The following is a 24,524-nucleotide window of genomic DNA, read 5'->3' as shown; positions in this document are numbered from 1 at the left end:
GGCAATTTAATTTAAATTAATTGATATATTCTTCAATAAAACTTTCCAACCGCTTGATTTGAAAATTACTAGCAAGCTGAATTATTTTCTGGACAAAAGTGTTTAGCCGCTCATCAGATACAGAAAGTTGTTCAACCATTTCTAAAATATTTTGAATATCACCGTCTTGAACTAGTTCGAGCAATACTTGTAAAACCTCTTGAGCAGGATAAATCATTTCAGTCTGTTCTTCAAAACCACCTGTAGAGGTTTTTGCGATCGCCTCTAACTTAACGTCAAAAATCCATTCTAGCTGCAAAAATTGTCGGAGCATTTCTAGCAGCGTTTCAGCTTCTATGGGCTTTGGTAAAAATGCATCTGCACCGACATCAATACTTTTGTGCTGGTCGACTGCAAACACGCTGGCTGAAGAAGCGATGACAGGAATCTCTTTAAATTGCCCAGACTGACGCAAACGATTTATAAACTCAAATCCATCTAATATCGGCATCACTAAATCAGTAACGATCGTGTCTGGTTTGTGGGCTAAAGACTGTGCCCATGCTTCCTGACCATTACTAGCTTCTATAACAGTAAACCCAACTGGTTCTAGTAAATTTACAATTACCGATCGGTTTTCCCATTTATCATCCGCAATCAAAATAGTGCGCCTTTTTCCTTGATAACCAATAATAGTTCCTTCCTCAACTACTCTAGAAACCTTTGCCCAATCTTTAGATTCTAATAATTTTGCCTCAAACCAAAAAGTGCTACCTTTGCCAAATTCACTTTGCAGATGAATTTGACCACCCATCAAGAAAACAATTTTTTGACTGATTGCTAATCCTAAACCTGTACCTTCAGATTGTCGTTTTTGACTTCCCACTTGCTCAAAGGGTTGAAAGATTTTATCAGCTTGTTGGGGGGTTATACCTGTGCCAGTATCTACTACCTGAAAGTGAATTTTGTAGTTAGTTTTGCCATTGGCATTTGATTCTTGACTAATTACCTGAACTTTCAAGGTGACACTGCCTTTATGAGTAAATTTCATGGCATTACTAAGCAAGTTAATCAGTACTTGCCGCAAGCGTTTTTCATCAGCATGAATACCCGTTGGTAAATTAGGATCCAGTTCGACATGAAATGCGATGACTTTTTGTTCTGCCCTAATGCGGCAAATTTCAGTCACGCTATCTATAAAAGCAGGGAAGTAGAAATCAATAGGATATAATTCTAACTTCCGGGCTTCTATCTTGGAGAGATCCAAAACATCATTAATTAAGGTTAAAAGATGAGAACCACATTGATAAATAACGCCGAGTCCTTTGCGTCCTTTTTCACTCAAAGATTCTGTGCGTTGGATAATTTGTGTATAGCCCAGGATGCCGTTAAGGGGTGTGCGTAGTTCATGACTCATATTGGCGAGAAATTCACTCTTGGCTTGGTTAGAGTTTTGAGCTACTTCCTCCGCAAGGCGTAGTTCCTTCTCGATGCGCTTGCGCTCAACAATTTCAGTTGAAAGGATTCGATTAATAGCTTCTAACTGGGCTGGGCTAGGTAGTGTCAGAGCTTGAGGCATCAGGTAAAATAACGCAAATGCCGTATATATGGAAATAATGGCAGTTAGAGCTTTTAAAGCACCTGCAACCCAATAGTCTGGATGCCAAAGCGTCCAAATATCTATCAAGTGTCCAGTACCACAGGCAATGATAAAAGCACCAAATAATAAAAAGACTCCATTAAAAGGAAGGTCTTTGCGCTTGGAAATAAAGTAAATTAGTAAGAAGGGAATAGAATAATAGGCAATAGCAATCGTGGCATCAGAAATAATGTGGAGCCAAACTAATCCCGTCTGCCAGAGATAACAATGCCCGTGGGGAATAAAACCCTTAGATTGGAAAAAATAGCTGAAAAATGTCGGCATAATACTAAGGGTCGTTGCATTTGGAATATATATCCGTAACCCTAGTATTCCCAAAGTATCTAATTAAGAAAGCGCGATCGCTATTTTTTCACATAAGTCTTGATTAATGCATGAAGTACTAGCGGACCAAGAAAAAATGGTGTCTATTTTGTGTAGGCGTAGGCCGTTCGAGACATCGCCCACCCAAGTTACAATTTAATCTATAAAAAAAATCTCATCCTGTCCAATCCCTGTATGATAAATATTAGAAACCTTTTGTAATTATTTGAAAAGCGGGACTATGGAGATTTTGACACTAGGTTGGGTATCGCTGTTAGTTGTGTTTACTTGGTCAATTGCAATGGTAGTTTGGGGACGTAACGGACTGTAAAAGCACTGTGGAAAGTCCATTTTTGAGTATTTTAACAATAGTAGCCATAGTGCTGCTCGTAGTAGTCACCGGTGGTATTGGTTATTTGACTGTGGCAGATTGGCGCGATCGCCGTCGCCGAGATGAAGAAAAACGCACCAGCCGCAGCGCCACTCCCAAGCGGCGATAATTTTCTCGTGGTTGAAAAATCTTTTTGTAGGGACACGATAGTATCGTGTCCCTACAATGTTTTTTTGGTATTCCGAGAAAATACTGTTACCTTTGCGATCGCAACGGGAATCATGAGATAGAAGACTTTCAATATTTAAAGTCCCACTGGGAATGGAAAACTCCTCTACTACTCAACCCATAGAACCAAATTCAGAACGGCAAGAATCTCATTCAGATGTGACATTCTCTTTGCATCAGAATGAACAACAAAAAGCCTTGTCTGGAGTTATTGCCCGCATTCGCGAGTCTCTAGATATAGACGCGATCTTCAAAATTACAGTCACTGAAGTCCGCCAACTTCTGAAAAGCGATCGGGTTGGCGTGTTCCGTTTCTATCCTGATTTGGCATGGGAAGGGGAATTTATCTATGAAGATGTGGCAACAGAATGGGATTCGGCACTAGCAGCCAAACTGCGCGACCACTGCTTTAGTAAAGAGTTCGCAAAACTATATCAGCAAGGTAGGATTAAAGCAATAGCTGATATTTATCAAGTTAATATCAGTGATTGCTACATCCAGATTCTAGAAAGATTCCAAGTCCGTGCCAATATAACCGCCCCCTTGATCAAAGGTAAAAATTTATGGGGATTGTTGTGTATTCATCAGTGTTGTGGTTCTCGGCAATGGGAAACATCAGAAATTGAGTTTGTGCAATTAATCGCCGAACATCTAGGAGTTGCTTTACAGCAAGCAGACTATCTAGAACAAGTAAAACTCCAATCGGCACAACTAGCACAAGCACAAGCCAGAGAAAAAGCAGCCCAATGGCAGAAAACTATAGCGATAACCATTGAAAAAATTCGTCAGTCTCTAGACTTAGAAAGCATTTTCCACACAACCACCGGAGAACTGAGGCAGCTGTTAAATGCCGATCGCGTGGCTATTTATCGCTTCAATCCCGATTGGAGTGGTGAATTCGTGTTTGAATCAGTGGCAGAAAGTTGGATTTCACTGATTGATGAACAATTGCATCGGCCAGAATTAAGTGAAAATGTTAGTGAATGTAGCGCCAAAGATTTAGCTAAACCCCCAGTTGCTGATACCTACTTACAAGATACGGAAGGTGGTAGCTTTAGTAGTTGTGAAGTATACCGGATTTGTAATGATATTTATAATTCAGGTTTTAGCAACTGCTACATTAAAATTTTAGAAATTTATCAGGCAAGAGCTTATGTAATCATTGCCATTTACCACGGTCAGAAACTCTGGGGCTTGCTAGCAGTGTACCAGAACGCTGGAATCCGTGATTGGCAAAAAGATGAGGTTTACTTGCTTACCCAAGTGGGTACGCAATTAGGTGTGGCTTTGCAGCAAGCGGAATTTATCCAACAAATGCAAATCCAAGCAGCAGAGATTAGCAAAGCTGCGGAAAGACAAAGGGCGTTAGCGAACACCGTAGAAAAAATTCGTCAGTCTTTAGAAATTGAAGCCATCTTTAAAACCACAACTCAAGAAGTCCGTCGGCTATTAGAAGTAGAACGAGTTGCAATTTACCGGTTCTATCCTGATTGGAGTGGCGAATTTGTCGCCGATTCCATTGTTGATGGCTGGACACCAATGGTTAAGCCACAGCCAGTGACAGAAGGCGTTCTTGTGCAAAGAAAGCAAGCAGGTAAGTATGCACGGAATGAAGCTTTTGTACCAATTTCTCAAGGCGAGAAGTTGTGGGGATTGTTAGTAGCTTATCAAAACTCCCAACCCCGTTATTGGCAAGATGAGGAAATCAACTTATTGGCGCAAGTTGGCGTTCAATTGGGAGTAGCATTACAGCAAGCTGAGTCATTGAAACAGATGCAGGTGCAAGCCCAAAAATTGGCTAAAGCCGCCGAACGAGAACGGAAAGCGGCCGAAAGAGAGAAGGCGTTAGCTGCAACCGTGGAGAAAATTCGCCAGTCTCTTGACATTAATACCATCTTTGCTACTAGTACAGAAGAAGTCCGGCGGTTATTGGAAGTCGATCGAGTCACAATCTATCGATTTCGGGCTGATTGGAGTGGTGAATTTGTTGCTGAGTCATTAGCCCAAGGTTGGACACCAGTCAGGAAAATTGTACCTGGGATGTCTACGACAGGCTACACCTACGCAGATGATTACTTACAAGAAACCCAAGACGGAAGCTTTGCTAATGGTAAAACTATCGTCATTAAAGATATTTACAGCGCTAATTATTCCATCTTTCATATTGCCCTACTTGAGCTAATGGAGGCTAGGGCATATATGATTGTGCCGATTTTCCAAGGCGAGAAACTTTGGGGATTACTAGCAGCTTATCAAAATCTCAAACCCCGTGATTGGCAAGAAGATGAGATCGATTTGCTGATGCAGATTGGTACTCAGTTAGGGGTAGGGCTTCAGCAAGCAGAATTACTCGAACAAACTCAACGTCAGAAAGAAGAAATCACTCAGACTCTTAAAGAATTACAGCACACTCAGAGCCAGTTAATTCAAAGTGAAAAAATGGCAGGATTAGGGCAGTTAGTTGCTGGGGTAGCACATGAAATTAATAATCCGATTAGTTTCATTTATGGCAACATTACTTATGTTAATGAACATACCGAAAATTTATTTAAATTACTGCGCCTCTATCAAAAACAGTATCCTAAGACAACAGAAGAAATTAAAAAGCAAGTTGCAGCACTGGATTTAGATTTTATTAGTGATGACTTGCCCAAAATTCTTACTTCAATGCAGATTGGGGCAGATCGAATCTCTCAATTAGTCTTATCGTTGCGAAGTTTTTCTCGACTTGACGAAACCGGAATGAAGCCTGTCGATCTTCATGAAGGTATCGACAGTACTTTGTTGATTTTACAACATCGACTGCAAACACAGACTAATTCTTTAGCTATTGAGGTGGTTAAACAATATGGTGAATTGCCTCTAATAGTCTGCTATGCAGCCCAGATGAATCAGGTATTTATGAATATTCTCAGCAATGCGCTCGATGCACTAGAAAACTCAGCAACTAGTGGAAAAATAATTGACAATCCTAAAATTTTGATTCGTACAGAAGTTATTGAAGAGAATACTATTCTAATTTGCATCGCTGACAATGGTTGTGGGATTCCAGAGATGGTGCGATCGCGCATTTTTGAACCTTTCTTTACCACCAAACAACCCGGACAAGGTACTGGATTGGGTCTATCTATTAGCTACCAAATTATTGTCGAAAAACACGGTGGTAATATCAAGTGTGTTTCTGAACCCGGTAACGGCTGTGAGTTCTGGATAGAAATCCCAATGAAACGGATAGTTAGTTAAGAAAAAAATCAGGCGATGCCTTTAGCGGGCTTTCCTGCAGAACGCTACGCGAACGCCTACGCAAACTAGAGATTTTGCAGGCGATCGCCGATCGTAAATTTTACTACAATTATTAATATAAGTTGCTCTTATGAATTAATATGCAAATTAAAGAAATTTTCCAAGCACTTCCAATGAAGCGATTAGTCGAGAGAGTATTTACACCAGAGAAGAGGCGATCGCACTGTAGAGATTTTTCAGGCGATCGCTTTTTTAACAAACCAGGAAGTTACGAAGGCACAGAAAATTATTGTTACGCTAGGTTAGCAGTAATTAATCTACCAATATTATGAAAATATTCATTTTTTAAACCGAATGCCACAGGATGTTTAGTTATAATAAACACAGTCTTACTATTATTTCTACAAATTAAGAAACCTTCTGAAGTTTGCGTAAACTCAACATCTGTTATTTTTTTAGTTATTCTTCTCCAAGAATATTCATATCCTATACCGTAGAACACAACTGCTTTAGGTTGATGTTATTTTATTCTCTGACTAATATGATTTATTCGCTTTTCAAGACAATACTTTTCATAAGTATCTCGATTAGATAAAAAGCTAAGTCGAGAATGTTGAGCAAATATCCAATGCTTAAGAGATGGTGACGGCAAAGGCAATAATTCTAATAGACAAGTTTCTTTATATTTTCTACCTAATTCGTTTATTTGATACGCAAGAATATCTTTTTTATCAAAATTCTCTTTTCCTTTAGCACTTAATACAATACGAATTATTGCCCTCCATACTGGCACATCTAATTTTGCACCTGATAAAAAACTACCTCCCCATCCGATATCTTTATGATATTCTGCAATATCTTCTATTTCCTGTTTACCTCTGTTTGACCATATATTTATTCTGTTATTAATATCGTTAAAGTCTCCTCCTGCTTCTTCCATACCAACAAACCAATAATTACCTTGATAATCACCATATCCATAAAATGTATCAACTCTTTTTTCTAAAAGCTCATCATTAAAAAAACCTTGATTATTCATACTTTTGTGATTTGACTGACAAAAAAAATATTGGAAAGTCAAAAATGATTTAGTATAGATCGAACGTCAAATCTATAATAAATAAGCTTTTGCGTCTTTGCATTAGGTAATTACCCAACAAAAAAACTTGCCTCAGAAGTATCACACTCCCAAAGCAAGCCAACTCTCTAAATTCTTCCTCCGCGCTCTCTGCGCCTCTGTGGTTCGTTAAAGTTGCTTCACTTCGGAAACCAACTTCGCCACCATATCCTTCGCGCTACCAAAAAGCATCGTAGTTTTATCTTTGTAGAACAACTCATTATCTACACCGGCAAAACCCGTACTCATCCCGCGCTTAATCACAATCGTCTGCTTCGCCCGATCTACTTCCAAAATCGGCATACCATAAATCGGGCTACTTGTATCACTCCGCGCTGCCGGATTTACCACATCATTTGCCCCAATTACTAAAGCCACATCCGCTTGCTCAAACTGGGGATTAATATCATCCATATCGTACAACTGCGTATAAGGCACATTTGCCTCTGCCAGCAACACATTCATGTGCCCCGGCATTCTCCCTGCAACAGGGTGAATGGCATATTTGACATCAACGCCCATTTTTTCTAACTGATCTGACAATTCCCGGACGCTATGTTGCGCTTGGGCAACTGCCATACCATAACCAGGCACAATTACCACAGAACGAGCATAACCCAACATCATCGCCCCTTCTTCAGGATCGATGCTGCGGACGCTTTGATCGGTTGCACCACCACTAGCAGCACCACCACCAGAACTAGAACCTGTACCAAAAGCGCTGAACAGCACGCTAAATAAGGAGCGGTTCATTGCCTTACACATAATTTCGGTGAGGATTAAGCCAGATGCTCCTACCAAAGCACCAGCGATGATTAACATATTGTTCATCACCACGAATCCAGCAGCAGCAGCCGCCACACCTGACAACGAGTTCAACAGCGAGATTACCACAGGCATATCGCCGCCACCAATGGGGATGACGAACATCACACCCAGCACCAATGAAACGCCAACCACTCCCAAGAATATGGGTAAGCTATCTGGTGTGATGATTAAGTAGGCACTACCTACTAAATAAGCACCCAGAAGCAAGAGGTTAAATGGTTGCTGGAATGGAAATGTAATCGGGGAACCGCTAATTAAACCTTGCAATTTGGCAAAGGCGAGAAAACTACCTGTGAAGGTAACACCACCGATTAACACGTCCAATAGCATGGAAATGTTCACATCTAGGGGTATTGTCTGAGAACTATCCAATAACCGCCAGAATTCGGCAACGGCTACTAAAGCGGAAGCTGCACCACCCAAACCGTTGAGTAAACCCACCATTTGGGGCATTTCGGTCATTTGGACTTTGTAGGCAACGATCGCACCAATTCCCGATCCAATCGCCAAGCCCAACAATATCATCTCGTAGTTCAACACATGTTGATCTAACATTGTTGCTACGATCGCCAGCAACATCCCCACAGCCGCTACAATATTACCATTTCTCGCTGTAGCAGGCGATCCCAGCTTTTTCAAACCCAGAATGAATAACGATGCAGCGACTAAGTACGTCAGCTGAATGCCAGTTGGTAAAAAGTCGCTCACGCCTTAATCTCCTTCTTCTTGAACATTTGCAACATTCTGTCTGTCACTAAAAATCCACCCACAACGTTGACTGTTGCCAATACCACAGCAATCAAACCAAGAATTACTGACACACTGGTGTCTCTCGCACCAGCAGCAACTATTGCTCCCAGTACCGCAATGCCCGAAATCGCGTTTGAGCCTGACATTAAGGGCGTGTGTAGAGTCGGTGGGATTTTGTTGATGACTTCAAAGCCGATAAAAGATGCCAACACAAATACAAACAAAGCAGCAAGTAATGCCTCTGTCATGAAATCAAAACTCCTTATGGTAATTTGGCTATTAACCTGCTCCAACGCCGCTCAAAGCTTGTAGTGCATCCCGGACTCGTTGATTGCGAATTTCACCAGCGTGGGTAACGCAAGCTGCATCAACGATGTCGTCGCTGAAGTCCACTTGCAAAGCTTTGTCTTTGATTAACAGTTGCATCAACGATGTTACGTTCTTGGCATACAATTGGCTGGCGTGAATTGGCATTGATGATGGGAGATTGATGGGGCCGATAATTGTCACGCCGTTCCACACAATATCTTTACCGGGTTCGGTACAGGCGCAGTTACCACCCTGGTCAGCAGCCAAATCCACAATTACTGAACCTGGTTTCATTTGTGCCACCATTTCTTCTGTAACTAGCCGTGGTGCTTGTCTTCCAGGTACTTGGGCGGTAGTAATTACAACATCAGAATTTTTGACGTGTTCGGCGACAACTTCTTGGGTACGTTGTTTGCTAGCCTCAGAAATTTCCTTGGCGTAACCGCCAGCAGCAACGGTTTCTTCGTCTAATTTGACTTCAACGAATTTTGCCCCTAAGCTTTGCACTTCTTCTTTGACGGCGGGACGGATATCAAAGGCTTCTACAACTGCTCCCAAACGTCTAGCGGTAGCGATCGCTTGCAATCCCGCTACACCAGCGCCCATAATAAATACTTTCGCTGGAGCGATCGTCCCTGCGGCTGTGGTTAACATCGGGAAATATTTCGGTAATGCAGCTGCCGCAATTAATACTGCTTTGTAACCTGCTAATGAAGCTTGCGAGGACAAAGCATCCATACTTTGCGCCCTGGTAGTACGGGGAATCATCTCCATACTCAAGGCTGTAATTTTCCGATTTGCTAGTTGCTGCGCCACAACAGGATTCCCTAAAGGATTGAGGAAACTGACTAATACAGCCCCTTCCTTTAACAAATCAACTTCTGAGCGTCCATCTTCTCGTTCTTGCGGTGGACTGACTTTTAAAAGAATATCTGTCTCGCCCCATAATTTGGCAGTATCGCTGATTATTGTAGCTCCTGCGGCTTCATAGTCAGGATCGCTGAAAAAAGATCGCTCTCCTGCACCTGTTTCTACCCAAACTTCCAAACCTTGTTTTACCAATCGAGCAACGGTGTCAGGAATTAATGCCACACGACGTTCACAAACTTCAATTTCTTTAGCAACTGCTATTCTCATGAAATCTCCTGAAGATAAATACCTAATCTCTGCCAAGTAAGCGATTGTCTAGATGAGGGATATCCCGCACTCATCGTACTTAAGCAGGAACATCAACCATGACTTTTACTTGTAGATTGAACCTTGAATCTTTCCTCTCCCACTCTTAGCTCTCCAGGCAAAGCCTAACTTTGCCGCTCGCAGATGTCATATTTTCAGATAGTTGCAAACAGGGTTACGTATTGCACATCCTAAGTTGATTCCCAAATTTTGCATCTTTATCTTTAGCTTATTTTCGGGATTGAGAAATTTTGGTATTCCTTTCTTATAGAGTAATATTGACCGAATTTTTGAAGCTTGAGAATTTTCAAATCAAATTTTAATGATTACGCATTTCATTCCAACTTATCTTAATCAATTTATCTCAACTTAACTGGCGATCGCTGATGGCATCCCTCAATTTTTATAACAAAACTCTCAAATTTAGATACACTTGTACATATTTAGAAACACAATCAAATCCCCACTGTGTTTATATTTAGTTGAAAATTTGACCAACCTAGTCATCAAATCAGTACTCTGTAAGGGTAATGAAGTAAATTGATTATTGGTTAAATTTACTACTAAGGAATTTTACTGTCGCCCAAACATCAGGAAAAATGGCACTTTTTGTTGTTACGGAACGTCAATTGTCAGGAAGTGAGTAGTAAACTTTAGTAACGAATACTAACACACGGTTATTTTAGATAACAGATTTATTTTTTGGTGGAGGAAGCTCAATTATGCGACGTTTACTTTCTGCTTTAGCCGTTACTAGCTTTTTAGTGACTGGATTTCCAGCCCTAACTTGGGCAGATAGCTTACCAGGATTTACGCTATTTAGCGGTGTCAAAAGCGAAAATCAGCTACCCTATCGGTTAGATTTTGGCGGGCAAGCCAATGGCTGGGATCGATACATATTAAGGATTCCAGCCAAACGAATGAAATTGGCAGTTGGTCAATTTGCCATTACCTACCCTGATTATTACAAAGGAACTTTTGACCAGAAAGAAATTGAAGTCCGAGTCAAAGGCAAAGCTGTTCCACTTTCTGAGGTTAAATGGGACAAAGAAGGTAAGTTGATTAATATTTTTCCTCAAGAACCAGTGCCAGCCGGTAGCGCAGTTGAGGTAGTCTTATCTAACGTTAAAAACCCATCCTTTGGCGGAGTTTACTATTTTAACTGTCAAGTCCTCTCCCCTGGTGATGTACCACTACTGCGCTACATGGGAACATGGATTTTGAGCATCAATTAAGACTGGGGACTGGGCAGAGAAGGGAACAAGAGGAACAATCAATTCCAAATTCACTAAAAAAGGTGATACAGTTAGAGATTGTGAGTTTTTATAAAAATCACCTAAGAGGAGAAGAGTATGAAAAGAACACTAGGCGGCACTAGCCGTAAGAGAAAAAGAACCTCTGGTTTTCGCGCCAGGATGCGGACACCAGACGGCAGAAACGTGATCAGTGCTAGAAGAAAAAAGGGCCGTCACCGTTTGAGCGTTTAGGGCATATTGGGCATCTGTGGCTTTGCCTAAAGCAAATCGGCTAAAATCCCGCAAGGATTTCCAGGCAGTTTTCCGGGAAGGAATTCGGCGCAATGGCTCTTATTTAACATTGAGAGCCTTAAAGCCGTTGTGTTCAAAAAAACCTTCTTTGGACGCTGCCACCCAGACTACACAAGCAATTGACTCAGTAAATCTTGCCAGCACGCGAATTGGTATTTCCATAAGCACAAAAGTCAGTAAAAGGGCAGTGGTTCGCAACCGAATCAAACGGCAAATAACCTCTGCTTTATATAACTTGCTACCAAAATTATCACCAGGATGGCGGTTAGTGTTCATTGTCAAACCCACAGCAGCAGAATCTAAGTGCGTAAGCCCACAATTTCTGCAAGAATTAGAGCAGTTGTTGGCACAAGCTGAGGTGTTCGATGGGAATTCGTGAAGATGTTTATTATGAAGGTGGCCCCCATATTGGGGATTTAATTGTCAACCTGCTAATTGGGTTAACTGTCGTTGGAATACCATTAACAGTTGGAGCAATTGTTAGGGCATTGTGGCTGCGTTTCCGCATCACCGACCGCCGAGTTACCGTAATCGGAGGTTGGCAGGGGCGCGATCGCACTGACATAATTTACTCAGAAATTGTCAAAGTAGTTACAATCCCCCGTGGCATTGGCTTATGGGGAGATATGGTACTAACCCTAAGAAACGGCAGCCGTCTCGAATTGCGTGCAATTCCCAAATTCCGGGAAGTCTATGACTACATTAACGAAAGAATTGCTGCGAAAAATCCCGAATATAGCGCCACTGCTAATAAGTGATGAGAGGGGCCAGGGAGCAGGGAGCAGGGTGAGTAGGGGAAGAAAAACGATTGGTTATTTCCCAATGCCCAATTCCCGATTTCATTGTGCGGCTATCCGTAGCGAAGGGTAGTCGCACATAATTAATGATTTAGATAAATTAGATTCAGTCAGTTTACAGTACCTCAGGTTGAATTCAGAATAATGGATTTTGGTATCGGCTTTCTCTCGAACAACGTGATGCTGCCAATCATAGATTTCTTCTATGGTATAGTGCCTAGCTACGGATTGGCGATCGTTGCTTTGACATTGATAGTCCGCTTCGCGCTCTATCCCCTGAGTGCTGGCTCAATTCGCAACATGCGGAAGATGCGAATTGTACAACCTCTAATGCAGAAGCGGATAGCAGAAGTTAAAGAGCGTTATAAGGACGAACCGCAAAAGCAGCAAGAGGAAATGGTCAATGTCCAAAAAGAATTTGGCAACCCTTTAGCAGGCTGTTTTCCATTACTAGTACAAATGCCGGTCTTATTAGCGCTGTTTGCCACTTTACGGGGTTCGCCTTTTGCAAGTGCGAACTACAGCGTTAACTTGCAAATTCTTCCCGCAGAACAAATCGAGCAAATTCAACCCCAAGCCTTTGCTACTGCTCCTCAAAATATTTATGTTGCGGATGGGGAACACGTTAAAGTAGCTGCAATCCTTCCCAGTGGTAACAAACTGGCGGTGGGAGAACAAACTAAGATCCAATATCAGACTGTCGAGGGCAAACCCTTTCAGGTACTTTTAGCAGAACACCCAGAAAATAAGCTAGTTCCTGATTGGAAAGTCACCAAAGGGGAAGATCGGATAAAAATTGATGCTGATGGCAATGTAGAAGCCTTGCAACCAGGAGAAGTTAGCATTCAAGGAACAATTCCTGGACTAGCAGCAGAAAAAGGTTTTCTATTCATTGATGCTTTAGGCAGGGTTGGCGCACAAGATCCTGATGGCACAATCCACTGGGATATTGTCGCCATGATTGTCTTCTTTGGAATCAGCCTTTATGTTAGCCAAATGCTTTCTGGGCAAAATTCTAGTGGTGGTAATCCCCAGCAGGATACCGTTAACAAAATCACTCCAGTCATCTTTTCTGGGATGTTTTTGTTCTTTCCCCTACCAGCCGGGGTGCTGATGTATATGGTGATTGGTAATATTTTTCAAACCGCACAAACTTATCTTCTTTCCCGCGAACCTCTACCAGAAGAATTGCAAAAAATTGTAGAAACCCAAGAGAAAGAAGCAACAACGTCTACTGGACAAAAAGCATTACCATTTGAACCGAAAAGTTCTAAGAAAAAGGCCACAGGGGGATCATGAGTAACATTTCGATGCAGCGAGGTCAGCAGTGGTTAAAAACCCTGCTGGAACTCACTGGAGTACCTGCTGAGATTCAGGGTCATTTAGAAACGGCCCAATCTCAAGAAGGCGATTCCCCAGAACCAGATAACTACTGGTTGACAATCGATCAAACTAATCTGACAACAGAACAAATCCAGATATTAATTGGTACTGATGGTTCTGTGCTAGATGCGATTCAGTATCTAGCAAATTCAGTTCTTAATCTGAGCCAACCTCTAGAAGAACAAGCCTCTTACACTATTGAATTGAATGGCTATCGGGTCAAAAGAGAAGCCGAAATTCGCGCATTAGCAGAAGCAGCAGCCGATGAAGTGCGCTTTTCTGGTAGAGAAGTAGAAATCAAATCTCTCAGTTCTGCTGAAAGGCGACAAATCCATACTTTCTTGAAGGAATTTGGAGATTTGGAAACCTTCAGTCGCGGCAAAGAACCCCATCGTCATCTGGTTGTACGACCGGCTTCGTTGGAAGAAGTTAGGGGTGAGGAGAGACGCGATTAATCGCGTCTGTACAAGGGTTAATTGAAAGCTCAATATAATTTCAAAATTTCTCTTGTTCCTAAAAGCTAAAATAAAGATGTAGTATCAGTATTATTGCTGGTAATCACCATTAATTTTTCGTGAGGATGTCTCACAAATCCTATGGACGCAATTTATATTCCGCAGCTAACCAAAGCCCCGGAGCGGACAGAGGAAGTTCAAGTTGAAGAATTTCTGCCTGGTCTGGAAACGTTAACACCAGTTCGCGGTCGTGTGCGCGTGCAGCATAATGGCACTTACTTGGAAGTGTCCGCTCAGGCAGAAACAATTATTACTTGTACCTGCAATCGCTGCTTACAGCAATACAATCGCCGCTTAGGGCTTGATACCAAAGAAATCATCTGGTTAGACGAAACTGCAAATCAAGCAAATGACTTGCCCTTAGAGCGGGAAGTGGTTATGGAAGAGTTGCTTGAAAGCCTGCCACCTGATGGTCATTTTTATCCCAATGAATGGCTGTATGAGCAGATGTGTTTGGCAGTGCCTCAGCGCCAATTGTGCGATCGCAATTGTCCAGGTATTCCTGTAAGTAATACTGTTGATACTTCTGATAGTCCTGAAACTCCAGTTGATAACCGTTGGGCTTCTCTGGAAGCTTTGAAAAAGCAACTTCCGGGATCGTAGCTGGAGTTTAACTTTTTTAAAGTGCCATTTGGTGCGTTACGGCGCAATTAACTATTTTGTATAATAAAATATGTGTCTATAGTACCTAACGCTCCTAATGGCGCTGCAAGACAAAAATGGTGTGAAGAGAAAAATTAAATTATATTTTTAAAGCTGGGATTTTTCCAAAATTTTTAATGCATCATCTTAGTCTTGCCACACTATTATAAAACTATCTAAATTAATTTATCTAAGCTTAAATTATATCAATTTGCGTTGCAAGCATGAGTCCAAAAAGGAAGAGTCTTTTTCTCCGATGGATGTATTTAATTAGCGATATTAATAATTACTTGCCCAATTCACCTGCATTAGCTTGTCCAAATTGTTATCAGCTAGGAGTAGATTTTCAATATGTTGGTGATTTGCAAACAAGAATAGGCTATATGGTAATATGGTGCCCGTTTTGTTTACAAGGAATACACATTTGTAGAGTGAGCATTCCCGATTAAGCTCAGGCTCTTTCTTTTAATGTATCGCCAGAAAAGATTTTAAAGCGAATTCCAAACTTCACTCATGTAAAGCCAGACTATTGAGAAAAGTTTAAAGTTAAATCCAATTTTAGAAAAGTTTTTGGCAAGGACAAATACAGAAGTGCCACAATTAAATTGGATCAACCACCTAATAATTTAGATCGTAATATCACAACAGAGCGATCGCATCGGCAATCTCTATAAAGTTGTAGATGGCAGCCTAGAATTATTGTTATTAGTTTTTAGTTGTTAGAAGCGATACAAACCTGAACAATGAGAGAAGAACTAATAACCACAGCTATATATGAACTTCCGTGAAGAGTTTAAACTGCTGCTACGTGCCCGCTATCCCTTGATTTATATTCCCACTTATGAAGAGGAGCGGGTAGAAGCAGCTATCCGAGAAGAAGCAACCAACCAGGGTAATCGCCCCGTGTATACTTGGGATTTTGTCGATGGCTACCAGGGAAACCCCAATGATATTGGGTTTGGGCGACGTAACCCCCTACAAGCTTTAGAATTTATCGAAAAATTACCAGCTTCTGCATCTGCGGTAATAATTCTCCGAGATTATCATCGCTTTTTAGATGATGTAGCGATCGCCCGCAAACTCCGCAATCTTTCCAGACTTCTCAAGTCGCAACCAAAAAATATTGTCCTATTGTCGCCACGCATCGCCATTCCTGACGATTTAAGCGAAGTTTTGACAGTCGTCGAGTTTCCCTTACCCGCCGCCGCAGAAATTAAAACTGAGGTGGAACGCTTACTCCAAAGTACTAATAACTCCCTTTCTGGCAAAGTTTTAGATGATTTGGTGCTATCTTGTCAAGGACTTTCGATGGAACGGATTCGCCGGGTTTTGGCAAAAGCGATCGCTACTCACGGAGAATTGCAGCCAGAAGACGTGGATCTGGTTTTGGAAGAAAAGCGCCAAACTATCCGCCAAACCCAAATCCTGGACTTCTACCCCGCCACTGAGCAAATTTCTGATATCGGTGGACTCGATAACTTGAAAGACTGGCTGATTCGTCGGGGAGGCTCCTTTACTGATAAGGCCCGACAGTACGGATTACCGCACCCCCGTGGTTTAATGTTGGTGGGTATTCAGGGAACTGGTAAATCGTTAACAGCAAAAGCGATCGCTCACCACTGGCATTTACCCTTACTACGTCTGGATGTGGGCAGGTTATTTGGTGGTTTGGTGGGTGAATCAGAATCTCGGACTCGGCAAATGATCCAAGTAGCCGAAGCCCTCGCTCCCTGTATTTTGTGGATTGATGAAATAGATAAAGCCTTTGCCGGACTTGGTAGTAAAGGTGATGCTGGAACAGCCAGCCGTGTATTTGGTACTTTTATTACCTGGTTAGCCGAAAAAAGCTCACCCGTGTTTGTCGTCGCCACCGCCAACGATATCCAAGCTTTACCGCCAGAAATGCTCCGTAAGGGGCGATTTGATGAAATTTTCTTTGTGGGATTGCCCACCCAAGAAGAGAGAAAAGCAATTTATGATGTTCATTTATCCCGATTGCGCCCCCATAACTTGAAAAGTTATGACATTGAAAGGTTAGCTTATGAAACGCCCGATTTTTCTGGGGCAGAGATTGAGCAAACTTTAATTGAAGCGATGCATATTGGATTTAGCCAAAACCGCGACTTTGCTACCGACGACATTTTAGAAGCAGCTAGTCAAATTATCCCCTTGGCGCGAACTGCTGTAGAGCAAATTCAACAACTCCAAGAATGGGCGGCGGCTGGGAGAGCGCGTTTAGCATCAAAACACAATCCTTTAAGCGAACGTCTCCGGCGCACTACGTGAACGCTTCAACAGTAGCTACAATAATGAGTTAGTTAATAATTGCTAGTTAATAGCCAATAGTGAATCATGAATTACTATTGACTATTGACTATTTACCACTGGCGATCGGGTTTTAACTATGTTGTCTGGCGTAACAAAATTTCTACTTGGGTTTTTCTTAGCGATCGCTGTATTGGTAGGTGGCGGCGTTGCAGTTGCACTCTATTTCATGAATCGCACCGGCATACCTCCTGCCAAACCCGTTTTTTCCAACGATAGCCCCTCGGTAAAAGCCCAAGCTCCAAAAGGAACTCAGCCTGGAGAAGGCAAACCCAGCCTTACACCTGGGATATCTACTAAATCGTCTCCAACCTCCACTCCCACAGAATCACCAAAGGCTACCCCATCACCAAAACCATTGCCATCGGGAGCTTACCGAGGGCGTGTTAGTTGGGCTGAAGGCTTGAGTTTGCGATCGCAACCAAATCAAGAAGCTGAAAAAATTGGTGGGGTTACTTTTAATCAAAAAATTATTATTTTGTCAGAAAGTGAGGATAAAGCTTGGCAAAAGATCCGTTTGGAAGGTAGCGAACAAGAAGGTTGGGTGAAAGCAGGTAATACTGAAAAAGTTGATCAACAATAGCACAAACAACAGGAAAGCATGACCAAAAATGAGATGTGTCTACTCAATAGCTTCATCTGGAATTAATTGAGATTGCTTTCCCAGAAAACCGGAAGTATGTATCAATGTATCAATTGGAAGCTCAATTTGAAAAGTAGTTCCTTGCCCCTTGGCAGAAAGACAGTTGAGCCTACCACCATGTGTTTGAACGACAATCTGAAAGCTAATTGATAATCCTAATCCAGTTCCTTGTCCAACTGGTTTAGTTGTGAAAAAGGGATCGTAAATTTTATTTTGCACGTCTTCATTAACACCAGAACCATTGTCGAAAATTTGAATGTTGACCCAGCCAACTTTATTAACAGTTGTTCTAATCCGAATAAAAGGTGTAAAACTAGACTTTGATTTTAAGCTAATCAGCTTTTTTTCTAACACATCAATAGCATTTGCAATGATGTTGAAAAATACTTGGTTTAACTGTCCGGGATAGCAATTTACTAAGGGTAAATTACCATATTCTTTAATTACAATAATCTCTGGACGATTGTTTGGTGCATAACTAATACGATTCTGAAGAATGAGCAGTGTTGAATCAAGCCCTTCGTGGATATCCACAGCTTTTAATTGTGCCTCATCTAGACGAGAGAAGTTACGTAGAGATTCCACAATATGTTTAATACGTTCTGCTCCAGCTTGCATTGAGTTGAGTAGTTTGGGTAAATCTTCTTGCAAGAATGGTAAATCAATAGACTCTAATTTCGCTTGAACCACAAGCTCAGGTTCAGGATAATATTGCTGATAAGTGTTGATTAATTCTAAGAGTTCCCGCAGATAAATTTCCGTATGGAAAAGGTTTCCATAAATGAAGTTAGCAGGATTGTTAATCTCATGAGCAACTCCGGCTACTATTTGTCCCAAAGACGACATTTTTTCTGCTTGAAGAAATTGCAATTGAGCTTTCTGAAGTGCCAACATAGCTGTCTCTAATTCTTCAGACCGAGATTCAGCTAGAGCAGCTAGCACTTCTTGGTTTTGTAAAGCTTGTTTGAGACGTTCTTCGTTTTGTTTAAGATCAGCCGTTTTGACTAGTTGAACACTCAATTGTTCGTTGAAAAAAGATGTGAGCAGCGTCCATCCTAGAAGGAGTAATGTGAATAAGCCAATAATCGCAGCCATCCAATAGGTTGCAGTGGTATCAACTGCTGAAAACTCGACCGATTCGACGACTGAAAAATGGGTAGCCATCATCCCTGTGTAGTGCATTGAGGGAATGGCAGCACCCATAATAATTGCACTGCCAATCCTCAAAAAGCGTCCTGTTACTGTACTATTAGCTCTGAGGTTAAACCCTACCCAGAGGGCAACCAGTGAGATGAGAATAGCGATCGCAATGGAGAGTGCAACCACACTTAAGTTATATGACATTTTGGCTGGTAAACGAATAGCAGCCATACCGATGTAGTGCATTGCACTAATTCCTGTGCCCATGAGGACGCTACCACTCAACAACCGCAAAATACCAAATTCTGGCTGGCTAACTAAGTACAGGGCTAATCCAGAGGCGAAAATTGCAGGTAGCACCGAAATCAAAACTGTTAACCAGTCATAGCTAATAGGAATTGGCAGACTGAACGCCAGCATCGCAATAAAATGCATTGCCCAAATGCCGATTCCCATAGCGGTGGCTCCCCCTAGTAGCCACCGCCACTTTGACTGCGATTTAGCGTCTGTAACTCTTATAGCTAGATCAAGTGTCGTGTAAGCCGTAAGTATGGCAATGGCAATGGAAAATAAGACTAAGCGAATATCGTAGATACCGTAGAGCATTAGGTTGAATATTATCCGCAATTCAATTGAAGACTAGATTGACTATTTGTCTGCGTTCTTCATGCTCAAAACCCAAATGGGTATAGCAAAAATTTTGTCAGGCAAATAGAAAACAAGCCTCCAAAGCTTTACATTGCTTATTATTCCCCCTATAAAACTTTTGTATCATCTAGTCGGGTAATTTTTATGTAAATAATAATACTAAGAAAAGATAATACAAAGTAAGTGGTATAATCTTGTGTAGCCGTAACTTGAAAAAAGTAAGTGAAAACAGGGGTAAATAGCTATTTAACCAAGCTTGCCTCAGTCTCCGAGGCATCTGAAAGCATCAAGGTTGTTCCTAATGTAGCTAATTTCAAATTTTTGAATTGGAAAAAGTTATCTAGCGGTGCAGCGATGCGTCTTTTGTCTGGGGTCATGATTACAGGGCTTTTGAGTCTAACTGGGCAAGCTTTAGCACTTCAGAAAATAGGAAGTAATGGGCCGGAAGTTACCAGTAGCCAGAGGTGTTTAAAAAAATTAGGCTACTTTAATGGCCCAGTCAGTGGCAAGTTTGCTAGTTTGACTCAAAATGCTGTGATCAAATTCCAGCAAGCAAATAGAATACCTGCTGATGGGGTTTTAGGTATTAATACGCAAGAAGCCTTGCAACGAGCATGTCGAACTTCTAGTCGGAATACTAGTAGTGTATCGCGCTCCCCAAGTGTTCAATATCCTGTTCTCTCTCAAGGCAAAACTGGTGCAGCCGTCACAAGGTTACAACAGCGTTTGCGGCAGTTAGGTTACTTGAATGCGAATCCTACTGGAAATTTTGGCCCAAAGACTAGAGATGCTACGATCAAATTCCAGCGAAATTATGGCATAGCTGCTAACGGGATTGTGAATCAACAAACTTGGAATGCACTCCTCGGTTCGTCTCCAACTCAAGCCAGAAACAGTCTCTCGACTCAACAAGTCAGAGAACTACAAGTGCGTTTGCGGCAGCTAGGTTATTTTAATACTAATCCAACTGGGACTATTGGCCCGGTAACAAGAAATGCTACGATCAAATTCCAGCGAAATAATCGCCTACCTGTTGATGGCATTGCCGATGCTCAAGTTTTAGAGGCAGTGCGTAGAGTCTCTACAGGCGGATCTATTACTCAACAACCGAGCAGAGATTATCTGACTGTAGGCGATCGCGGCGATAATGTCACATTAGTTCAAGAGCGTTTATCGCAGTTGGGTTTCTCTAATACCAATCCTGATGGCTTTTTCAGCGATTACACCAGAGGGTCTGTGATTGCATTCCAGCAATATTCTCGAATTAATGCTACTGGAAATGTAGATTGGGCAACTTGGCAAGCGTTAGGCTTGAATAGCTCAACTGGAGGCAATTATACTGAAGCGAATAGTTATGCATCAACTCCTAATAATGACTATGTAGCACCTCAAACTTATCGCTCAGTATTACCTCCTAGTGGTGGTTATGTAGTACCTGTTAGCAATGGCAACACATTAGTTGCTAGTAATCCTTACAGAGTAATAGTGCCAATTTCCAGTAATGATACTCTGATTAAAGTGCAACAATATATACCTGATGCTGTTACAGAGCAATCCCATCTAGGGGATTATGTGAATGCTGGAGCATTTAGCGATCGCGCTCAAGCCGAAACCCTAAGTAAAAAGCTCCGCTCATTAGGTTTGGATGCACGGGTAAAATACAATTAAATTGACAAACTCAACTGGGAACCTTCTTGAGTTTTATTCACCTCAATTCTGGCTTGGAAAGCTTCTTTGAGGTGGGGCATGTGGGTAACGGTGAGGATGCAGGCAAAATCGGAGGATATCGCATTAATCGCTGCAATTAAGCGATCGCATCCTTCGGAATCTTGTGTACCAAAACCTTCATCCACAATCAACAATTGCAACGCCGCCCCCGCCCGTTGTGCTAATAATTTCGCCAGTGCTAAACGGATGGCAAAGTTAATTCTAAAGGCTTCTCCACCAGAGTAAGTTTCATAAGAGCGCGTTCCTCTAGAATCGGCAATTAAAATATCTAGGGTGTCTATCAGCTTGGCATTTTTCTTGGTTGATTTAGCACTGCGTCCAGCTTTTTGAGTAATAAATTGTACATGAAATTGATTACCACTCAGCCGCGAAAGTAGTTGATTTGTCTCGGCTTCCAGTTGTGGTAACACATTCTCAATCATCAGTGCTTGGATGCCATTTTTACCAAAAGCTTGCGCTAATTCCTGATAAACACGATATTCTTGCTTGCAAGATTGTAATTGCTGCTGCTGTTGTTCATACTGAATTTGCAGCGTTTCCAGTTGATGCGCCAACTGTTCTAAACGCCCCAACTTGGCTATTTGCTCATCAAGTTGCCGTCTGCGGATGGCTAACTGCTGCTCTAAAGCTTGAATTTGGGCAGATGGGTTAGATGTAGCTTGTAATTGCTGGATAATGCTTTCGATTTGTCCGTTAAGTTTTTGTCGCTCGGTGACTCTAGCGCTTCTGGAGTCTTCTAACTCTTGCAATCTCGTCTGGAGTTGAGGATACTGCTGCTGGGCTGAGAGCAGTTGTTGATAACGTAAATGCCAGGATTGAGCTTTCTTTGCAGCTATCCGTAGATTGTTGTGCTGCTCAGAACTGTAGCCGATTTCGGTAATGTGTCGCTCAAGAGCCGCAATTTGTTTAGCACATTCAGAATCAGTTTGATCGTGCTGGATTCTGGATTGTAATTGAGCAATTTGGGATTGTAATTCTGGTTTTCGGGCTAATAGTTGCGTTTGTCGCTTAGTTGCATCTTTAATCTGCTGGAGTTTAATTTCTGCCCATCGCCACCGTTCAACTTCACTCCGGGCGAGGGCGTGGTCTTGTTCGTTATAATTAGCTTGTTGCAGATATTGGTCTAACTGCCGGAGTTCGGCTTGTTTATCGGAAGCATAATCACCTGCTTGGAGCGATCGCTCTAAATGTTGTTTTTCAGCAGCAATTTGTTGTAACTGTTGTTGGACATCAGTTGTAGCTTCTAACTGTGCTGCCAACTGTCCTCGTTGTTCGCGTAAACCATCATAACTCGCCAATTGTTGAGAAATATCTCGATATTCCTGCCTCAGTGTTTGAATTTCTTTGTCAGACACAGCCATTTGTTCTCTTACTACCCAAAACTGCCCTTGAGTATCCTCTAACTCAGTCTGGGTTTTTTCTACCACCCGGCTCCAATGATGTTCATCTAAAGAACGTTCACATAATGGACAAAGAGCATTAGGATTTTGGAGCATAAGCAATTTTTGCTCTAATTCTCCCAGTTGCTTTTCATAGTCCCGTTGGTGAGCTTGTAGACGTTCGATAAAGTGCCGCCTTTCTTGCCCTTTTTCCTGGACTCGTTGCAGATAAACCCGCTTTTTCTCCAGTTCTTCAATCTGGATTGCCACATCCATCACCGCTTGTTGTAGTTGTGGTTGGCGGCGTTGCTGGCGTTGCAATTGGTTCTCAGTACTTTGCAGTTGTTCGAGTCGCGCTACTAAACCAGCATGAGTGCGATCGAGTTGGCTTTGTAAAGCTGCTCGTTGTTGCAACAAGGGAGTTACTTGCATTTGCAGTTGATCTAAACGAGCAACATGGTGACGGGCTGCGGTTAGTTGTGACAAAGCAGCTTCGACTTCACCTGATTTAGTTAGAGTTTGCTGAATATCTCGCTCTTGTTGCTGTAAAGCTTCGATTTGGGCTTGTGCTTGTTGCAGTTGGCGTTCGATTTCGTGAATTTGTTTGGTAAGCTGTTGTTGCTTTTGTTGACGAGTCTGCCCAGCGCGAGTGTATTCTTCAAATTTGGCAGCAAAGGCTTCTTCTTGAGATTGGAGACTTTGATATTGGGCGTATCCAGCTTTAATTTCAGCTTCTTGATGTAATATTTTTTCTAAATCTGATAGCTGAGAGCCAATAGCTGATTGTTCTTGTTGGAGGCGATCGCAATCTTGGGTAAGATTTTGGTATTGCTGCTTTACAAAAGTGAGTTGTTGTTCCCAATTTTGGCGCTGGTGCTGGACAACTTGCAAACTTTGTAATTGAATATTATCAAAAGCTTGCACCTGTTGCAGTTGGTTAAGTTCTGCTTCTAACTCGACTCTTTGCGCTTGGGTAGTCTCGCGTTGTTGCAACTGAATTTTGATCGACTCCAAAGAGCGCTCTAACTCTAATGCCTGTGCTTTGAACTGACGAGAAGATTCCTTTGCCCGCTCTTCCAAATCATCGTACTGATTGAGTTTCAACAACTCCGCTAAAATTTCTTTGCGTTCTGTCGGACGCTTGAGCATAAATTCATCTGCACGACCTTGACGTAAGTATGCAGAATTAATAAAAGTATCATAATCGAGCTTAATGTGTTCTAAAATCAAATCTTGGGTTGCTCTTACACCTTTGCCAGTGAGTGAGCGAAACCCAGATGGGATTTCGATCTGAAATTCAAGAACGCTAGTACCTCCCCGAATTCGAGTCCGAATCACCCGATATTTTTGCTGGTTACTTTGGAAAGTAAAATCAACTCGAACTTCTTTTGCGCCAGAATAGATGACATCATCTTCAGCAGTGGCGCGGCTTTCACCCCAAATAGCCCAAGTGATTGCTTCCAGAAGCGAAGATTTACCAGCACCATTGGAACCCGAAATACAAGCCGTATGCAAACCGCCAAAATCTAAAGTTGCATCACGGTAACTAAGAAAGTTTTTGAGGATAAGTTGTACTGGGATCATTCAGGCTATAGCGCCACATCTACTTTTAATAATTAACAGTACAGATGCACTGTTTTTTAGTTTAGCTATCTAGATATCAGGTTTCTAGTCTTGAAGACTTCAATTTTACAAAAATTAACAATAGGATGAGTAAATTTTTCTTGTTGCATGAAAAACTTTTGCTATTTTCGGAGAAAAATGAAACTTCCGTGGAGAGCGATCGTTATTTCTCTCTGTCGTCTGAGGTGAAAACATTATAATTATTGTGGCGAATTCTCGAAAGACGATGA

At 41.9% G+C, this 24,524-nt stretch carries 21 protein-coding genes; 14 read left to right on the top strand and 7 right to left on the bottom strand.

The window, feature by feature from the left end; genetic code table 11:
• Positions 1–16: 16 nt before the first annotated feature.
• Positions 17–1,903, bottom strand: a complete 1,887-nt coding sequence (locus tag V7K42_RS23265; RefSeq protein ID WP_334919651.1) for an ATP-binding protein — start codon at positions 1,901–1,903, stop codon at positions 17–19.
• 280 nt (positions 1,904–2,183) lie between these two features.
• Between V7K42_RS23265 and petN the strand changes: the two genes are divergently transcribed.
• The 4 genes from petN to V7K42_RS23245 all read left to right on the top strand — a co-directional run bounded on the left by petN (position 2,184) and on the right by V7K42_RS23245 (position 6,076).
• A complete protein-coding gene (gene petN / locus V7K42_RS23260) occupies positions 2,184–2,273 on the top strand; it encodes a cytochrome b6-f complex subunit PetN (RefSeq protein ID WP_012408302.1) in 90 nt (29 codons plus the stop codon).
• Between the two features lie 22 nt (positions 2,274–2,295).
• Entirely contained in the window at positions 2,296–2,442 is a 147-nt protein-coding gene (locus V7K42_RS23255) for a hypothetical protein (protein WP_189524930.1), read from the top strand.
• A 152-nt stretch (positions 2,443–2,594) separates the two neighbouring features.
• On the top strand, positions 2,595–5,744 hold the full coding sequence (locus V7K42_RS23250) for a GAF domain-containing sensor histidine kinase (RefSeq protein ID WP_334919650.1): 3,150 nt from the start codon (positions 2,595–2,597) through the stop codon (positions 5,742–5,744).
• Positions 5,745–5,884: 140 nt separating this feature from the next.
• Entirely contained in the window at positions 5,885–6,076 is a 192-nt protein-coding gene (locus V7K42_RS23245; protein WP_334919649.1) for a hypothetical protein, read from the top strand.
• A 188-nt stretch (positions 6,077–6,264) separates the two neighbouring features.
• On the opposite strand, the gene V7K42_RS23240 is transcribed toward V7K42_RS23245, so the two are convergent.
• The 4 genes from V7K42_RS23240 to V7K42_RS23225 form a co-directional block, all read right to left on the bottom strand.
• Positions 6,265–6,783, bottom strand: coding sequence for a hypothetical protein (locus tag V7K42_RS23240; protein WP_334919648.1), 519 nt, complete (start codon positions 6,781–6,783; stop codon positions 6,265–6,267).
• Positions 6,784–6,990: 207 nt separating this feature from the next.
• Positions 6,991–8,397: an NAD(P)(+) transhydrogenase (Re/Si-specific) subunit beta gene (locus tag V7K42_RS23235; RefSeq protein WP_334919647.1), complete on the bottom strand. Its 1,407-nt coding sequence runs from the start codon at positions 8,395–8,397 to the stop codon at positions 6,991–6,993.
• Positions 8,394–8,687 (bottom strand): NAD(P) transhydrogenase subunit alpha, encoded by a 294-nt coding sequence (locus tag V7K42_RS23230; RefSeq protein WP_100900811.1) that lies wholly within the window; start codon positions 8,685–8,687, stop codon positions 8,394–8,396. The genes V7K42_RS23235 and V7K42_RS23230 overlap by 4 nt, the downstream gene beginning before the upstream one ends.
• 31 nt (positions 8,688–8,718) lie before the next feature.
• Positions 8,719–9,885, bottom strand: a complete 1,167-nt coding sequence (locus V7K42_RS23225; protein ID WP_334919646.1) for a Re/Si-specific NAD(P)(+) transhydrogenase subunit alpha — start codon at positions 9,883–9,885, stop codon at positions 8,719–8,721.
• Positions 9,886–10,646: 761 nt separating this feature from the next.
• On the opposite strand from V7K42_RS23225, the gene V7K42_RS23220 reads away from it, so the two are divergent.
• From V7K42_RS23220 to V7K42_RS23180, 9 genes are all read left to right on the top strand, one after another.
• Positions 10,647–11,159, top strand: coding sequence for a DUF2808 domain-containing protein (locus V7K42_RS23220; RefSeq protein ID WP_334919645.1), 513 nt, complete (start codon positions 10,647–10,649; stop codon positions 11,157–11,159).
• Positions 11,160–11,276: 117 nt separating this feature from the next.
• Positions 11,277–11,411, top strand: a complete 135-nt coding sequence (rpmH, locus tag V7K42_RS23215) for a 50S ribosomal protein L34 (RefSeq protein ID WP_099102484.1) — start codon at positions 11,277–11,279, stop codon at positions 11,409–11,411.
• A 16-nt stretch (positions 11,412–11,427) separates the two neighbouring features.
• On the top strand, positions 11,428–11,850 hold the full coding sequence (gene rnpA / locus V7K42_RS23210; protein ID WP_334919644.1) for a ribonuclease P protein component: 423 nt from the start codon (positions 11,428–11,430) through the stop codon (positions 11,848–11,850).
• Entirely contained in the window at positions 11,837–12,229 is a 393-nt protein-coding gene (locus V7K42_RS23205) for a PH domain-containing protein (protein WP_094327631.1), read from the top strand. Before rnpA ends, V7K42_RS23205 begins: the two co-directional genes overlap by 14 nt.
• Positions 12,230–12,412: 183 nt before the next feature.
• Positions 12,413–13,567, top strand: a complete 1,155-nt coding sequence (gene yidC, locus V7K42_RS23200) for a membrane protein insertase YidC (protein WP_334919643.1) — start codon at positions 12,413–12,415, stop codon at positions 13,565–13,567.
• Complete coding sequence (locus V7K42_RS23195) at positions 13,564–14,106, top strand: Jag family protein (protein WP_334919642.1); 543 nt, start codon at positions 13,564–13,566, stop codon at positions 14,104–14,106. Before yidC ends, V7K42_RS23195 begins: the two co-directional genes overlap by 4 nt.
• Before the next feature lie 141 nt (positions 14,107–14,247).
• Positions 14,248–14,769 carry a YceD family protein gene (locus tag V7K42_RS23190; protein ID WP_334919641.1) on the top strand — a complete coding sequence of 174 codons (522 nt, stop codon included), beginning with the start codon at positions 14,248–14,250 and terminating at the stop codon, positions 14,767–14,769.
• A gap of 813 nt (positions 14,770–15,582) precedes the next feature.
• Positions 15,583–17,094 (top strand): AAA family ATPase, encoded by a 1,512-nt coding sequence (locus tag V7K42_RS23185; protein ID WP_334919640.1) that lies wholly within the window; start codon positions 15,583–15,585, stop codon positions 17,092–17,094.
• A 118-nt stretch (positions 17,095–17,212) separates the two neighbouring features.
• Positions 17,213–17,716: an SH3 domain-containing protein gene (locus V7K42_RS23180; RefSeq protein ID WP_334919639.1), complete on the top strand. Its 504-nt coding sequence runs from the start codon at positions 17,213–17,215 to the stop codon at positions 17,714–17,716.
• Between the two features lie 39 nt (positions 17,717–17,755).
• Here the strand turns inward: V7K42_RS23180 and V7K42_RS23175 are convergent, their stop codons facing one another.
• Positions 17,756–19,522, bottom strand: a complete 1,767-nt coding sequence (locus V7K42_RS23175; protein WP_334919638.1) for an MHYT domain-containing protein — start codon at positions 19,520–19,522, stop codon at positions 17,756–17,758.
• Between the two features lie 264 nt (positions 19,523–19,786).
• On the opposite strand from V7K42_RS23175, the gene V7K42_RS23170 reads away from it, so the two are divergent.
• Positions 19,787–21,232: a peptidoglycan-binding protein gene (locus V7K42_RS23170; RefSeq protein ID WP_334919637.1), complete on the top strand. Its 1,446-nt coding sequence runs from the start codon at positions 19,787–19,789 to the stop codon at positions 21,230–21,232.
• Here V7K42_RS23170 and V7K42_RS23165 read toward each other — a convergent pair.
• Complete coding sequence (locus V7K42_RS23165) at positions 21,229–24,255, bottom strand: SMC family ATPase (RefSeq protein ID WP_334919636.1); 3,027 nt, start codon at positions 24,253–24,255, stop codon at positions 21,229–21,231. The two genes, V7K42_RS23170 and V7K42_RS23165, sit on opposite strands and share 4 nt — an antisense overlap.
• Positions 24,256–24,524 lie beyond the last annotated feature (269 nt).

The sequence above is a fragment of the Nostoc sp. genome, from assembly GCF_036917455.1.
Classification (GTDB): Bacteria; Cyanobacteriota; Cyanobacteriia; order Cyanobacteriales; family Nostocaceae; genus Nostoc.
Note: the sequence above shows the minus strand (reverse complement) of the source record. Positions and strands in the feature narration are given on the sequence as shown.